The sequence below is a fragment of the Sphingomonas changnyeongensis genome (assembly GCF_009913435.1).
Classification (GTDB): Bacteria; Pseudomonadota; Alphaproteobacteria; order Sphingomonadales; family Sphingomonadaceae; genus Sphingomonas_B; species Sphingomonas_B changnyeongensis.
Genome location: NZ_CP047895.1, coordinates 98,477 through 113,341 on the forward strand (window position 1 = coordinate 98,477; position 14,865 = coordinate 113,341).

Here is a 14,865-nt window from a genome sequence, read left to right on the forward strand (position 1 = left end):
GTGCCCGCCAGTGCCGCCGGCGGCGAGGACGAAGCGCATCGGCGGGATGTTCAGATCCGTGATGCTCATGCCTGCCCCCGCCAGGTGACGACATAGGGCGAACGCTTCAGATAGGGATTGCGGCGGGTGAAGACGAGCAGCAGCCCCATGCCGAGCGCGAGCGCCAGCATCGACGACCCGCCATAGCTGATCAGCGGCAGCGTCATGCCCTTGGACGGTGCGAGTTGCAGATTGACCGCCATGTTGATGATCGCCTGCACCCCGAACTGGGTCGCGAGCCCGGCGGCGGCGAGCAGGGTGAACAGATCATCCTCGTCAAGCAGCTTGAGCAGCACGCGCACGACGATGGCGAGATAGACGACCGCGATGGCGAGGCAGGCGATCAGCCCGAATTCCTCGCCGATCACCGAGAAGATATAGTCGGTATGCGCCTCGGGCAGCTGGAACTTCGCCTCGCCCGCCCCCGGCCCGGTGCCGAAAAAGCCGCCGCCGGTGATCGTCGCATGGGCCTTGTCGACCTGATAGGTATCGCCTTCGCCATAGATGAAGTTGTTGATGCGGTTGGTGGCGACCGGATAGAACAGATAGGCGGCGATGATGCCGACAAAGCCGGCCCCACCAGCCCGCCGATGATCCGCCCCGACACGCCCGAGAGCAGCAACAGCGTCATCCAGATCGCCGCGAACACGACCGTCTGGCCCAGATCGGGCTGCTTCATCAGCATGACCGCGACCGCCCCGAACAGCGCGGCCGAAATCTGCGCGACCGGCAAGGTCCTGTCCTGCTGCTTGAGCGACAGCAGCCAGGCGAGCGCGACGACGAACAGCGGCTTTAAGAACTCGGAGGGCTGGAACTGGCCCAGCCCGACGCCGATCCAGCGCCGCGCGCCGTTGACCTCGACCCCGATCAGCGGGACGAGCGCGAGCATCACCAGAAAAAACGCCGCCCCGGCCAGCGCCAGCCGCCGCGCCATCACCTTGGGCAGCATCGAAATGCCCAGCATCACCGGCACGCTCAGCACCACCCAGGCCAGCTGCCGCCAGAAATAATGCAGCGCCGCCACGGTCACGCCATTGCCCGAATAACGCTGCGCCGCCGCCGGGGCCGCCGCCGCAACCGCCAGCAGGCCGATCGAGATCAGCACGGTCAGCAGGATCAGCAGCAGCCGGTCGATTTCCCAGAACCAGCGGCCAAGCGCCGACTGGTCGGCGCGGCCGAGCCGGGCCACCTGCTTTCTGCGCGTCCGCTGGCTGAGCGTCGCTTCCGTCACCTGAGCGCCTCCACCGCCGCGCGGAATGCCTCGCCGCGCGCCTCGAAATCCCGGAACTGGTCGAACGAGGCGCAGGCCGGCGACAGCAGCACGACATCGCCGGGTTCCGCGTCCCGCGCCGCCTGCCTTACCGCTTCATCAAGCGTTCCGCATTCCCGGACATGCATGTGCGGCGCCAAAATCTGTGCATAACCCGGCCCCGCCTTGCCGATCGTATAGGCGTGGCGGACATGCCCGAAATAGGGCGCGCAGGCATCAAGGTCGGGCGTCTTGGCCAGCCCGCCCAGGATCCAGCGGATGCGCGGATAGGCGGCCAGCGCCGGGGCGGTCGAGGCGGGGTTGGTCGCCTTGCTGTCATTGACGAACAGCACGCCGTCGCGCTCGGCCACGCGCTCCATCCGGTGCGGCAGACCGGGATAGGAGGCCAGCCCGCGCGCGATCGCCGCATCATCAAGCCCAAGCGCGCGGACGGCGGCCACCGCGACCGCGACATTCTGCGCATTGTGCGGCCCGGCCAGTGCCGGCCAGCCGGCCTGATCGCCCAGCATCGCGGCATCGCCGGCATGCACCACCGTCGCGCGCGGCAGCCGCCCGGCGATGGCGCGGGTCTGGGGATCATCGGCGGCGATCACCGCGGTGCGCCCCGCCCCCTGCATCGCGAACAGCCTTTCTTTGGCGGCGGCATAGGCGGCAAAGTCCGGATAGCGGTCGAGATGGTCGGGGTGATGTTGGTCAGCACCGCGACATCGCAGTCGAGGCTGTGCGTCAGATCGATCTGGAAGCTCGACAGCTCAAGCACATAGACGCCGCCTGCCGGCAAGGGCGGCTGCCCCAGGATCGGCAGGCCGATATTGCCGCCAAGCTGCGCCGGCACCCCGGCCTGCCCAAGCAGATGATGGATGAGCGCGGTCGTCGTCGATTTGCCGTTGGTGCCGGTGATGCCGACCACCCGGTGCGGCGGCAGATGCGGCCGCGCCTGGGCGAACAGCTCGATATCGCCGATCAGCGGCGTGGCCGTGCGCGCGGCATGGGCAGTGATGGCATGGGTGTTGACCGGGATGCCCGGCGACGCGACAATCCCGGCCCAGCCGGTCAGGTCCAGCGTCAGCGGATCGGCCAGCGCCACGCCCGGCGGCGCCGCGCCGCGCGCGTCCTCATGCGCGTCCCACGCGGTCACCTCGGCACCTGCGGCCCGGAGCGCCGCGACCGCCGCCAGGCCGGAGCGCGCCAGCCCCAGCACATGATAGCGTCCGCCGCGCCAGGCCGGGCTGGTGATCACCGGATCTTGAGCGTCGACAGGCCGGCCAGCGCCAGCACCAGCGCGATGATCCAGAAACGGATCACCACGGTCGGCTCGCTCCAGCCCAGCTGTTCGAAATGATGGTGGATCGGTGCCATCTTGAACACGCGCTTGCCAGTGCGTTTGAAGAAGAACACCTGGATGATGACGCTCATCGCCTCGACGACGAACAGCCCGCCGATGATGCCGAGCACGATTTCATGATGCGCGACGACCGACAGCGCGCCGAGCGCGCCGCCGAGCGCAAGGCTGCCCGTATCGCCCATGAACACGGCCGCAGGCGGCGCATTGAACCAGAGGAACGCCAGCACCGCGCCGACGATCGCGCCGCACATGATCGCCAGATCCCCCGCGCCCGGCACATGGGGGATGCCGAGATAGGCGGCGAACTTCGCATTGCCGGCCAGATAGACGATGATCATGAACGCGACCGAGGCGATGATGACCGGCATCGACGCCAGCCCGTCCAGCCCGTCGGTCAGGTTGACCGCATTGCCGAAGGCGACGATCGTGAAGGCGGCAAAGACGATGTAGAACATGCCGAGATCGGCGACCGGCTTGCTCAGGAACGGCAGATAGAGCAGCCCGCCATTCTGGCGCACGATGATCCAGGCGGCAAAGCCGGCAATCGCGAACTCGAGCAGCAGCCGCATCCGCCCCGACACGCCCGCCGTGCTCGCCTTGCGGACCTTGTCATAATCATCGAGGAACCCGATCAGCCCGAAGCCGAGCGTGACCGCCAGCACCGCCCAGACATAGGAGTTGGACAGGTCCATCCACAGCAGCAGCGACACGGTGAGCGCGGTCAGGATCATCAGCCCGCCCATGGTCGGCGTGCCGCGCTTGGCGAGATGGGTCTGCGGGCCGTCGGCGCGGATCGGCTGTCCCTTGCCCTGGCGCACGCGCAGCCAGCCGATGAAGCGCGGCCCGATGATCAGCCCGATCAGCAGCGCGGTCGCCACCGCCCCGCCGGTGCGGAAGCTGAGATAACGGATCAGGTTGAGGACGCCGGGAAAGCCCAGCTGTTCGGCGATCAGATACAGCATCGTCCCTATTCCCCCCTTGGCCCGCGGTTGCGCCGAGGCGGGCGACGAGCCGGCCCAGCCCGACCGAGTTGGACGCCTTGACCAGCAGCACGTCGCCGGGCGCGATCCGCCCGGCCAGCGCCGCTTCGGCGGCATCGGCATCGGCCACATGGACGAATGCGACCCGCCCGCCAAGCGCATCGGCAAGCGGGGCCATTTCCGGACCGACCAGCACCGCCAGATCGATGCCGGCATCGGCGACCGGACCGGCCAGTTCGGCATGGAAAAGCGGGCCGTTTTCGCCCAGTTCGCGCATCGCCCCCAGGACGGCGATCCGCCGCGCCGCCGGCTCCGCCGCCAGCACGCCCAGGGTCGCGCGCATCGACGCCGGATTGGCGTTGTAGCTTTCATCGATGATCAGCGCGGTGCCGCCCGGCACCTCGATATCCAGCCGCGCGCCGCGCCCGGCCATGCCCGGCAGCTCGGCAAGCGCCAGCCCGGCAACGCCCAGATCGCCGCCCGCCGCCTCGACCGCCGCCAGCACGGCGAGCGCGTTCGACACCCAGTGTTCGCCGGGCTGCGCGACCGTCAGGCACAGGCTCGCCTCCGGCATCTGCACGGTGATCAGCGTCCCGCCGCCATTTGCCGGCACCCGGTCGAGCGCACGCACATCGGCGCCCGCGCCCAGGCCGAACGTCACGATGCGCGCGCCGCACGCGGTCGCCGCGTCGATCAGAATGTCGCGCTGCGGCGTGTCGAACGGGATGATCGCGGTGCCGCCCGGCTCCAGCCCCTCGAAAATCTCCGCCTTGGCGCGGGCGATATTCTCGATGGAGCCGAGATTTTCGATATGCGCGGGCGCGATCGCGGTGATGACGGCGACATGCGGGCGCACCATGCGGGTCAGCGCGGCGATTTCCTGGGCATGGTTCATGCCCATTTCAAACACCCCGAACCGGGTCGCCGCCGGCATCCGCGCCAGGCTGAGCGGCACGCCGACATGGTTGTTGTAGCTTTTGAGCGAGCGGTGCGCGCGCCCCGGCGTCAGCCGGTCGAGCGCGCGGAAGATCGCTTCCTTGGTGCCGGTCTTGCCGACCGATCCGGTCACGCCGATGATGCGCGCGCCCGCCACCGTCTCGGCCCGGACGCGCGCCGCCCGGCCCAGCGCCTCGAGCGCGCGGTGGGTGTCGGCGACAAGCACATGGGGGTGTGCGACCGGGCGGGCGACGATCATGCCGGCAGCGCCGCGCGCCGCCGCCTGATCGACGAAGCGGTGGCCGTCGCTGGTCTCGCCGGGCAGGGCGACGAACAGGTCGCCCGGGCCGACCTCGCGGCTGTCGAACGCGACGCCGCCGACCGCGAAGTCGGCCGAGGCGGCACCGCCGGTCGCGGCGGCAATCTCGTCAGCGCGCCACAGCGTCATGCCGCGCACTCGCGCGCAACGCTGACATCGTCGAACGGCAGCACCCGGTCCTTCACAATCTGTCCCTGTTCATGGCCCTTGCCGGCGACGAGCACGACATCTTCGGGCGCGGCCATTGCGATCGCCGCGGCAATCGCCGCGCGCCGGTCGCCAATCTCCTCCGCCCCGACCGCGCCGTCCAGCACCGCGCGGCGGATCGCCGCCGGATCCTCGCTGCGCGGATTGTCGTCGGTCACGATCACATGATCGGCCCCGGCCGCCGCCACCCGGCCCATTTCGGGCCGCTTGCCCTGATCACGGTCGCCGCCCGCGCCAAAGACCAGGATCAGCCGCTGCGCGGTATGCGGGCGCAGCGCGGCGATCGCGGCGACAAGCGCGTCGGGCGTATGCGCATAATCGACATAGACGGGCGCGCCCGCCCGCGTGATCGCCGCGCGCTCCAGCCGTCCGCGCACCGGGGTGACGCGCGCCAGATGGGCAAGCGTTGCCGCAGGATCGCCGCCGGTTGCCACCACCAGCCCGGCGGCGACCAGCGCATTGGCCGCCTGATAGGCCCCGATCAGCGGCAGCATGACCTTGTGGCTGGCCCCGCCCGCCGAAATGGTGAGCGCCTGGCCAAGCCGGGTCGGCGTGCGCTCGATCAGCCTCAGCGTCTCGCCCGCCATGCCCACGGTCAGCACATCCAGCCCGCGCGCGCGCGCCGCTTCGATCACCCGGCCCGACCAGGGATCGTCATCGGCCCACACGACCGCGCGGCCGCCATCGCTGACCACTTCGGTGAACAGCCGCAGCTTGGCGGCGAAATAGGCCTCCATCGTGCCGTGATAATCCAGATGATCGCGGCTGAGATTGGTGAAGCCGACGGCGGCGACCGGCAGGCCTTCGGTGCGATGCTGGTCAAGCCCGTGGCTCGACGCCTCGAACGCCAGATGGCTGACGCCCTCGCGCCTCAGCCCGGCGACGTTCGACAGGAAGGTGACGATGTCGGGCGTGGTCAGGCCGGTCACCACCTGGTCGTGCGCGGTCGTGACGCCCAGCGTCCCGATCGACGCCGCGCTGTGCCCGGCCAGCCGCCACAGCTGACGGGTCAGCTCGACCGTGCTCGTCTTGCCATTGGTGCCGGTGACGGCGACGGCAGTGTCGGGATAGGGCGCGAAATAGCGCGCGGCGAGCAGCGCGAACGCCCGGCGCGGATCGGCATCGGCGATATGGACCGCCCCCTCCACCCGCGCCTCGGGCCGGGCGACCACGGCAACCGCGCCGGCGGCGACGGCGGCGGGAATGAAATCCTCGCCATTGACGCGCGCACCCTGAAAGGCACCGAACACCGTGCCCGGCGCGACCTTGCGGTGATCGATGGCAAAGCCCGTCACCTCGGCCGCAGAGTCGATGCCGGCCAGTTCGCCAAGCCGCATGGATCAGTGCCCCTTCGGACGGATGAAGGGCAGCACCTCGCCCAGATTGGCCTCGCGCGCCGGATCGGGGATCACGCCCAGCATCGGGCCGATGCGGCTGACCACGCCCGACACGACGGGCGCGACATTCCAGCCGGCGGTGTGGAAGCCGAAAGTTTCCTTGGTGGCCTTGGGATCATCAAGCATGGCGACGACCACATAGCGGGGTGCGTCCATCGGGAAAACGCCCGCGAAGGTGGTGACGACCGCCGCCCCGGTATAGCGGCCGCCGACGATCTTTTCGGCGGTCCCGGTCTTGCCGCCGACACGGTAGCCCGGCGCATCGGCCTTGCTGCCCGTGCCGTGGGTGACGACAAGGCGCAACAGCGCGCGCATCTTGTAGGACGTGTCGGCGCTGAACACCCGTTCGCCCGCCGGCACCGGATTGGCCGGGCCGCGCCGGATCACCGTGGCGGGCCGCCACAGCCCGCCGTTGAACAAAGTGGCATAGCCGGTCGCCAGATGCAGCGGTGACACCGCGATGCCATGGCCATAGCCGACGGTCATCGTCGAGATATCGCCCCAGTTCGCCCCCGGCGTCAGCGGCCGTCCCTGTTCCTTCAGCTCGATCGCAACGGGGCGCAGGAAATGCATCCGGCGCAGAAACTCCTTCTGCCGCCCGCCGCCGATCTGCTCGGCAATCTGCGCGGTGCCGATGTTGGAGCTTTCCTGCATGATCTCGGCGACCGAACAGGCGCGGCCGAACGGATGGGTGTCGGTGATCCGGAACCGCCCGGCCTTCAGCGCCTTGGGGCATTGATAAAGCTGGCCAAGGCTGCGCACCACGCCAAGATCCATCGCCATCGCGACGGTGAACGGCTTGAACGTCGAACCCAGTTCATAAACGCCAAGCGTCGCGCGGTTGAACCCGGCATCCGCCGCACCCTTGCCGGGCCGGTTGGGATTGAGTTCGGGCAGCGAGGTCAGGGCCAGCACCTCGCCGCTGTGAATGTCCATCACCACGCCGGCCGCGCCGATGGCGCTGAACCGGGCCATCGCCGCACCCAGTTCGGATTCGAGCGCCTGCTGCACGCGGCGGTCGATCGACAAAGTGACGCTGCGCCGCGCGCGCAGCTCGGCATCGAACACCCGCTCGATCCCGGCGACGCCGCGGCCCTCGATATCGGCATAGCCGAGCACATGGCTGGCAAGCGCGCCCTGCGGATAGAGCCGGTCGGGTTCGCGCGCAAAGGCCAGCCCCGGATCGCCGAGCGCGTTGACCGCCGCGACCAGCTCGGGCGCGGCGCGGCGGCGCAGATAGGTGAAGCGCCGCCCAGAGTTCAGGATGCGCAGATAATCGGCGGCGCTGCGTTCGGGCATCAGCTGCGCAAGGCGCTGCGCCAGCTCGGCCCGGTCGCTGATCAGCCGCTGCGGATGGACGCCGATCGACCAGGCATCGATGGTCTGGGCAAGCGGCACGCCGTTGCGGTCGTAAATGTCGCCGCGCGCCGCGGTTGCGGCCACCCCGGCCCCGCCCGCTCCGCCACCGGCAATGCCCAGCCACAGGATGCGCAGGCCGATGATCGCGACGGCCGCGATGAACAGCAGCATCAGCAGCATCAGCCGCGCATGGACGGTCGCCTGCGGCATGCGGCGATCAGGCACGGGTCGGCCGCCCGGCAGGCTGGCGGTGGCGCGCGCCCGCGCCGCTCCGGACGCCGCACGGGGGGTGGCGGCCGCCCCGGTCACCGTTTCGCTTTCGCCTCTTTGGCCGCGCGGCGCGCCAGTTCGCCCAGCGTCGAATCATCGAGCATCGCGACCTTTTCGACCGTCGGGATGCGGGCCGGCGTCGCCCGCCCCGCCGCGCCGCGCGCGGGCGCGGCATAGGCGACAGCCTGAAGCGGCGCGACCCGGCGCGCCGCCGGCACCACCGGCGCATCGTCACGCGCGGCATCCTCGACGATTGCCGGCTTGAAGCTCGGGCGCGCGGGCGCAGCATCGGCAGGCGCGGGCGCGGGGGCAGCCGATTCGGCGCGGGCAAGCGCGACCTGGCCCGGCGGCGGCAGCGCGCCATCGAGCGAACGCGGATCGAACGCCACCAGCTGGACGTCGCTGGTCAGATATTGCTGGGCGCGCGGCGCGGCGAGCGCCAGCACCTCGCCATTATATTGCTCAAGCTGGCGCAGGCTCGCCCGCGCGGCGAACTCGGTCTCCAGCCGGCGGATATCGCGCCGTGCAACCGCGATCCGCCGCTCCACCCGCTCCAGCGCCGCCCGCTCGGTCGCGACCTGAAGCGAGACCAGATAGAAGCCGAGGGTCGCGGTGGCGACACCGGCGACCCAGCCGATCGGACGCAGACGATGGGCGATCATGCTCTTGCCTCTTTGGTCGGGGCGGAAGACGCGCCCCAGGGGGCGGCGGCGGTGCGGCGCGCGACCCGCAGCGTGGCGGACCGGGCGCGCGGATTGACGGCGAGTTCGGCGCCCCCCGGCCGCACCGGGCGGGCAACCGCTTCGAAGCTTGGCGCGCGGGCAGCGGCGGCGGCGGGCAGATGGCGCGAGCCGCCGGGCGCAGCACCGCTCCGGTCGCGCAGAAATGCCTTCACGATCCGGTCCTCAAGGCTGTGGAAGGTGACGACCGCCAGCCGACCGCCGGGGGCCAGCACCTGTTCGGCGGCGCGCAGCCCGTCCTCCAGCTCATCCAGTTCGCGGTTGAGATGGATGCGGATCGCCTGGAACACCTGCACCGCCGGGTCCTTGTCGCGCCCGGCGACATAGCCGACCGCGCGCCGGACCGCCGCTGCCAGTTCCGCCGTGCGTGCGAGCGGGCGGGCCTGGACGATGGCGCGCGCGATCCGCCGCGACCGGCGGTCCTCGCCATAACGGTAGATGATGTCGGCAATCTCGGCCTCGTCGGCCGCGTTGAGCCAGTCGGCCGCGCTCGGCCCGTCCTGCTCCATCCGCATGTCGAGCGGGCCGTCCGCCTGCACCGAAAAGCCGCGCTCGGGCCGGTCGAGCTGCATCGACGACACGCCGATATCGAGGGTCAGGCCATCGACCGGCCCCTGCCCCAGCTCGGCGAGCGCCGCCGCCATTTCGGAAAAGCGGCGCGGGACCAGCACCAGCCGCCCGCCGCTCGCCGCCTCGACCGCGCGGCCGGCGGCGATGGCATCGGGGTCGCGGTCGAACGCGATCACCCGCGCGCCAGCGTCGATCATCGCGCGGCTGTAACCGCCGGCGCCGAACGTGCCGTCGACATGGCATTCGCCCGGCGCGATGGCGAGCCCGGCCAGCACCTCGTCCAGCAGCACCGGCACATGCGGCGCGCGATCGGCGGCGGTGGGGACGCCGCTCATTTCGCGCTCCGCTTGGCGCGGGTGAAGGCGACGAGTTCCTTGACCGTCTCGTCGATGCCGGGCGTCGCCAGCAGCACGTCGGGGTTCCAGATTTCGAAGAAATTGCCCGCGCCCTGGAACACCGCATCGGTGCCGGGGAGAAGCCTGCCCTTCATCGCGTAGAAATCGGGCAGGATGAACCGCCCGCTCGCATCGAAGCCCGCGCTTTCGGTCAGGCCCAGCCGGCGGCGGGCAAGGTTGAAATCGACCTCGTCGCCCGCGTCCTCGGCCATGCGCTCGATCCGGGCATGGGCAAGCTTCAGCCAGGCGGGGTCATAGCCGATCAGGCACGGATCCTTGGGGTGCAGGCCGATGACGACGGTGCGCTGCTCGCCGCCGAACCGCTCGACATTCTTTTCGATGACGGCGCGCATGGCGGCGGGGATCGCGACGCGGCCCTTGCCGTCGATCGCGGTCATCGCAAACCCGTTAAAGGCCTCTCGCTCGCCCAACGCCACTCTTCCCGCGCGGGGCGCACAGCGGACCGCCCGGAAAAGCGCATGCGTCGCTCAGCCGGCCACGATCATTCCAAGCAGGAATCGCCCCACGTAATGCGCCGAGTCATAGCTTGGGCACTTACGGGAGACAACGGGTTTTCACGGGATTTTACGGGCAAAAGCCCCGTAATTGCCGCAAGGATCGGGCCGGATGGACGGAATCCGGGCGCATGTTCTTCACCTGTTCATGGTCGGGCTGCGGGGCGGCGCGGGAAAATGCGGGTCAGCGCGCCGGCTGGGCGGGCTGGACCGGGGCCTGTGCGGGGGTCTGGGCCGGGTTTTGGGCCGGATTTTGCGCGGGCGCGGCCTGATCCTGGGCGGCGGGCGCCGCCGGGGTGACGCCGATTTCGGCGAGCGGCTCGCTGGGTGCGGCGGCGACATTGGCCATCATGTTGGCCACCGCCTGGCCGGAGCGCACGTCTTCCGCCGCCACCGGACCGGCTTCGGGCCGGACCTTGGCGGATTCAAAGATCGCGGTCGAAACCGCGACGATCAGCAGCACGGCGGCCAGGCCGGTCAGGCCGACGCGCACGCGCTGCATGCGGACCTGCGTGTCTTCAGGCATTGGCACAGGGTAACGCGTTCGGCGGCAAAGTGAAAGCCGCTTGGTCAGGTGGGGGGATTTGCCCCCGGTTCAGCCCCGTTGCCGCCAGTCGGGCACCGCCAGCCCCTTGGCCGCCAGCCATTCGGGATTGTGCAGCGTCGAGAGATAGCGAAAGCCGGTGTCGCACAGGATGGTCACGATCCGCTTGCCCGGCCCCAGCCGCCGGGCGAGCGCCATCGCGCCGGCGACATTGATGCCGGACGACAGCCCGAGGCACAGCCCCTCGTCGCGCAGCAGCTCATGCACCAGCGCCAGCCCTTCGGCGTCGGAAATGCGGAACTGCATGTCGATCGGCGCGCCGTCGAGATTGGCGGTGATCCGCCCCTGGCCGATGCCTTCGGCGACCGAATTGCCCTCGGCCTTCAGCTCGCCGCACTCGTAGAAACTGAACAGCGCCGCGCCATGCGGGTCGGTGAGTGCGACGGTGACCGACGGGTCGTGCGCCTTCAGCCCCATGCCGACGCCCGCCAGCGTCCCGCCGGTGCCGACCGCGCAGGTAAAGCCGTCGATCTGCCCGCCCATCTGCTCCCAGATCTCCTCCGCCGTCGTGCGGATATGAACATGGCGGTTGGCGACATTGTCGAACTGGTTGGCCCAGAAGGCACCGGGCGTTTCCTCGGCGATGCGGCGCGAGGTGTGCACGAAATGCTGCGGGCTGGCATAGGGTGCGGCGGGCACCAGCACCAGTTCCGCGCCCAGCGCGCGCAGCGTGTCCATCTTCTCCCGGCTCTGCGTCTCGGGCATGACGATGATCGTCTTATAGCCCTTGGCATTGCCGACCAGCGCGAGGCCGATGCCGGTATTGCCCGCCGTTCCCTCGACGATGGTGCCGCCCGGGCCGATCAGGCCGCGCGCCTCGGCATCCTCGATGATGCCGAGCGCCGCCCGGTCCTTCACCGACGCGCCGGGATTGTAGAACTCGCATTTGCCGTAAATGTCGCAGCCCGTGGCCGCGCTCGGCCCGGCAAGGCGCACCAGCGGGGTGTTGCCGATCAGGGCCAGTGTGTCGGAACGGATCATGTCACTGACCTAGGCAGCGCGCCGCATCAGGGCAAGCGGGCTTGTCTTGGGCGCGGCCAAGCCGACATTGCCGGTGATGCACGCCGCCTGTTTCCCCCCGGTCGTCGATCCGCACACGCGGCTGTTGCTGCTGGGCAGCCTGCCGGGACGCGCCTCGCTGGCGGCGGGGCGCTATTATGCCCATCCGCGCAACCTGTTCTGGCGGCTGGCGGGCGACGCGCTGGGCGTGGATCTGGCCGCGCTTGATTACGAGGCGCGGCTGGCGACGCTCGGCGCGCACGGCATCGGGCTGTGGGACGTGATCGCCGATGCGACGCGGCCCGGCAGCCTCGATGCGGCGATCCGCGCGGCGAACGCCAATGATCTGGCGGCCCTTTGCCGCACCCTGCCCGCGCTCGCCGCCATCGCGTTCAACGGCGCGACCGCCGCACGGATCGGGCGGGCGCGGCTGGCGGGATTGCCCGGATTGGCGAATCTGGCGCTGATCGACCTGCCCTCGTCCAGCCCCGCTTATGCCGCCCTGCCCTATGCCGCCAAGCGCGACCGCTGGGCGGCGATTGCCGGCTTTGCCGGCCGGCCGCCATCCGCCGCGCGCGCGCAACGGGCGGGGTGACGAAAGCGAACCACCTCGCTAAAGGGCCGGGCATGTCCGCGATCACGCCCGAAACCGTCGCCGAGCACGGCCTGTCCCCGGAAGAATATCAGCGCGTCCTCGCCGCGCTCGGCCGGGAGCCGAACCTGACCGAACTCGGCATCTTCTCGGTCATGTGGTCGGAGCATTGCTCCTACAAATCCTCGCGCATCCACTTGAAGAAGCTGCCGACCAAGGCCCCCTGGGTGATCCAGGGTCCGGGCGAGAATGCCGGCGTCATCGACATTGGCGACGGGCTGGCGGCGATCTTCAAGATGGAGAGCCACAACCACCCGTCCTATATCGAGCCCTATCAGGGCGCGGCGACGGGCGTTGGCGGCATTTTGCGCGACGTGTTCACCATGGGCGCGCGGCCGGTCGCCAACATGAATGCGCTGCGCTTCGGCCGGCCCGACCATCCCAAGATGCGCCACCTGATCGCCGGCGTCGTTCACGGCATTGGCGGCTACGGCAATTGCGTCGGCGTGCCGACGGTGGGCGGCGAGGTGAACTTCCACCGCGCTTATGACGGCAACATCCTGGTCAACGCGATGACGGTGGGCGTCGCGCGCACCGACCGCATTTTCTATTCGGCAGCCGCCGGCATCGGCAATCCGGTCGTCTATGTCGGCTCCAAGACCGGGCGCGACGGCATCCACGGCGCGACCATGGCCTCGGCCGATTTCTCAGAGGATTCGGAGGAAAAGCGCCCGACCGTGCAGGTCGGCGATCCGTTCACCGAAAAGCTGCTGATCGAGGCATGCCTTGAGCTGATGGCATCCGACGCCATCGTCGCCATCCAGGACATGGGCGCGGCGGGGCTCACCTCCTCCTCGGTCGAAATGGCGTCCAAGGGCGGCGTGGGCATCGAGCTGGACATGGATGCCGTGCCCTGCCGCGAAACCGGCATGACGCCTTATGAAATGATGCTGTCGGAAAGCCAGGAGCGGATGCTGATGGTGCTGAAGCCCGGCCGCGAGGCCGAGGCGGAGGCGATTTTCCGCAAATGGGAACTGGATTTCGCGGTCATCGGCCGGATCACCGACACCGGGCGGCTGGTGCTGAAATGGCAGGGTGCGACCGCCGCCGACATTCCGCTCGGCCCGCTGGGCGACGATGCCCCGGTCTATGACCGGCCGCACGTGCCGACGCCGCCGCGCGCGCCGCTGGCCGATGTGCCGGAAAGCATCGACATCACCGGCGAGCTGAAGGCGCTGCTCGCCTCGCCCGATCTCGCCAGCCGGCGGTGGATCTGGGAACAATATGACCATATGGTCGGCGCCGACACCGTGCAGCGCCCCGGCGGCGACGCGGCCGTGGTCCGCGTCCATGGCACCGACAAGGGGCTGGCGATCACCACCGACTGCACGCCGCGCTACTGTTTTGCCGATCCGGTGACGGGTGGCCGTCAGGCGATTGCCGAGGCGTTCCGCAACCTGTGCGCGGTCGGCGCGCGCCCGCTTGCCACCACCGACTGCATGAACTTCGGCAACCCGCAGCGGCCCGAAATCATGGGCCAGTTCGTCGGCTGCATCGAGGGCATGGCAGAGGCCTGTGCCGCGCTCGACATGCCGATCGTGTCGGGCAATGTCTCGCTCTACAACGAAACCAAGAATGAGGACGGAACGGGCAGCGCGATCCTGCCGACGCCGGCGATCGGCGCGGTCGGCCTGCTCGACGACTGGTCGCGCTCGATGACGATCGCGTTCAAGGGCGTGGGCGACATCATCCTCGTCGTCGGTGAACGTTCGGGGCATCTCGGCCAGTCGCTGTGGCTGCGCGAAATCCATGGCCGCGAGGACGGCCCGCCCCCGCCCGTCGACCTGGCGGCCGAACGCCGGGCGGGCGAGCTGGTGCGCGCGGCGATCGAGCATGGCCATGTCACCGCCGCCCATGACGTGTCGGACGGCGGCATCGCGGTCGCCATCGCCGAAATGGCGCTGGCCGGCGGCATCGGGGCGATCATCGACAAGCCGCAGCCGTTCGACTGTGCGCGGTCGTTCTTCGGCGAGGATCAGGGGCTGTACATCGTCACCGTCGAGGACGGCGCGCTGATCGAGTTTCTGGCGACCGCCGACGCCGCCGGCGTGCCGGTCGAGCCGCTGGGCCGGACGATCCGGTCGCGGATCATCTTCGAACGGCCCGACCGCGACTGCGCGATCACGCTCGACGAGCTGCGCGCCGCACACGAGGGCTTTTTCCCCGCGCTGATGGGTCCGGCGGCCTGACAGGAAAAGGATCAGGCGCGGCGGCCCCGAAAGCGGCTGCCGCGCCTGTCAAACCTGGTTTCGCTCCGCCGGGCGTTCG

Annotated in this window: 10 protein-coding genes and 3 pseudogenes; 2 read left to right on the top strand and 11 right to left on the bottom strand. The window is 69.9% G+C overall.

The genetic code is table 11. The annotated features are described in order from the left end of the window. Positions 1-65: 65 nt before the first annotated feature. From GVO57_RS00565 to GVO57_RS00615, 11 genes and pseudogenes are all read right to left on the bottom strand, one after another. Positions 66-1,270: pseudogene (locus tag GVO57_RS00565) on the bottom strand (FtsW/RodA/SpoVE family cell cycle protein). Then, a pseudogene (murD, locus tag GVO57_RS00570) lies at positions 1,267-2,549 on the bottom strand (UDP-N-acetylmuramoyl-L-alanine--D-glutamate ligase). Before murD ends, GVO57_RS00565 begins: the two co-directional pseudogenes overlap by 4 nt. Continuing rightward, entirely contained in the window at positions 2,546-3,616 is a 1,071-nt protein-coding gene (mraY, locus tag GVO57_RS00575) for a phospho-N-acetylmuramoyl-pentapeptide-transferase (protein ID WP_160590979.1), read from the bottom strand. The pseudogene murD and the gene mraY overlap by 4 nt, the downstream one beginning before the upstream one ends. 13 nt (positions 3,617-3,629) lie before the next feature. Next, a pseudogene (locus tag GVO57_RS00580) lies at positions 3,630-5,018 on the bottom strand (UDP-N-acetylmuramoyl-tripeptide--D-alanyl-D-alanine ligase); the annotation flags it as partial. Beyond that, entirely contained in the window at positions 5,015-6,433 is a 1,419-nt protein-coding gene (locus GVO57_RS00585; protein ID WP_160590981.1) for a UDP-N-acetylmuramoyl-L-alanyl-D-glutamate--2,6-diaminopimelate ligase, read from the bottom strand. The gene GVO57_RS00585 and the pseudogene GVO57_RS00580, both read right to left, overlap by 4 nt. 3 nt (positions 6,434-6,436) lie before the next feature. Then, on the bottom strand, positions 6,437-8,062 hold the full coding sequence (locus GVO57_RS00590; RefSeq protein ID WP_160590983.1) for a peptidoglycan D,D-transpeptidase FtsI family protein: 1,626 nt from the start codon (positions 8,060-8,062) through the stop codon (positions 6,437-6,439). 95 nt (positions 8,063-8,157) lie between these two features. Beyond that, a complete protein-coding gene (locus tag GVO57_RS00595) occupies positions 8,158-8,784 on the bottom strand; it encodes a hypothetical protein (protein WP_160590985.1) in 627 nt (208 codons plus the stop codon). Further along, on the bottom strand, positions 8,781-9,767 hold the full coding sequence (rsmH, locus tag GVO57_RS00600; RefSeq protein ID WP_160590987.1) for a 16S rRNA (cytosine(1402)-N(4))-methyltransferase RsmH: 987 nt from the start codon (positions 9,765-9,767) through the stop codon (positions 8,781-8,783). The genes GVO57_RS00595 and rsmH overlap by 4 nt, the downstream gene beginning before the upstream one ends. Next, positions 9,764-10,225: a division/cell wall cluster transcriptional repressor MraZ gene (locus GVO57_RS00605; protein WP_160590989.1), complete on the bottom strand. Its 462-nt coding sequence runs from the start codon at positions 10,223-10,225 to the stop codon at positions 9,764-9,766. The genes rsmH and GVO57_RS00605 overlap by 4 nt, the downstream gene beginning before the upstream one ends. A 301-nt stretch (positions 10,226-10,526) precedes the next feature. Next, entirely contained in the window at positions 10,527-10,868 is a 342-nt protein-coding gene (locus tag GVO57_RS00610) for a hypothetical protein (protein ID WP_233281408.1), read from the bottom strand. A 69-nt stretch (positions 10,869-10,937) separates the two neighbouring features. Continuing rightward, entirely contained in the window at positions 10,938-11,927 is a 990-nt protein-coding gene (locus tag GVO57_RS00615) for a cysteine synthase A (RefSeq protein WP_160590990.1), read from the bottom strand. A 76-nt stretch (positions 11,928-12,003) separates the two neighbouring features. Here GVO57_RS00615 and GVO57_RS00620 point away from each other — a divergent pair, with 76 nt between their 5' ends. Next, positions 12,004-12,540: a DNA-deoxyinosine glycosylase gene (locus GVO57_RS00620; protein WP_160590992.1), complete on the top strand. Its 537-nt coding sequence runs from the start codon at positions 12,004-12,006 to the stop codon at positions 12,538-12,540. 32 nt (positions 12,541-12,572) lie between these two features. After that, entirely contained in the window at positions 12,573-14,786 is a 2,214-nt protein-coding gene (gene purL / locus GVO57_RS00625; RefSeq protein WP_160590994.1) for a phosphoribosylformylglycinamidine synthase subunit PurL, read from the top strand. Positions 14,787-14,865: the final 79 nt, after the last annotated feature.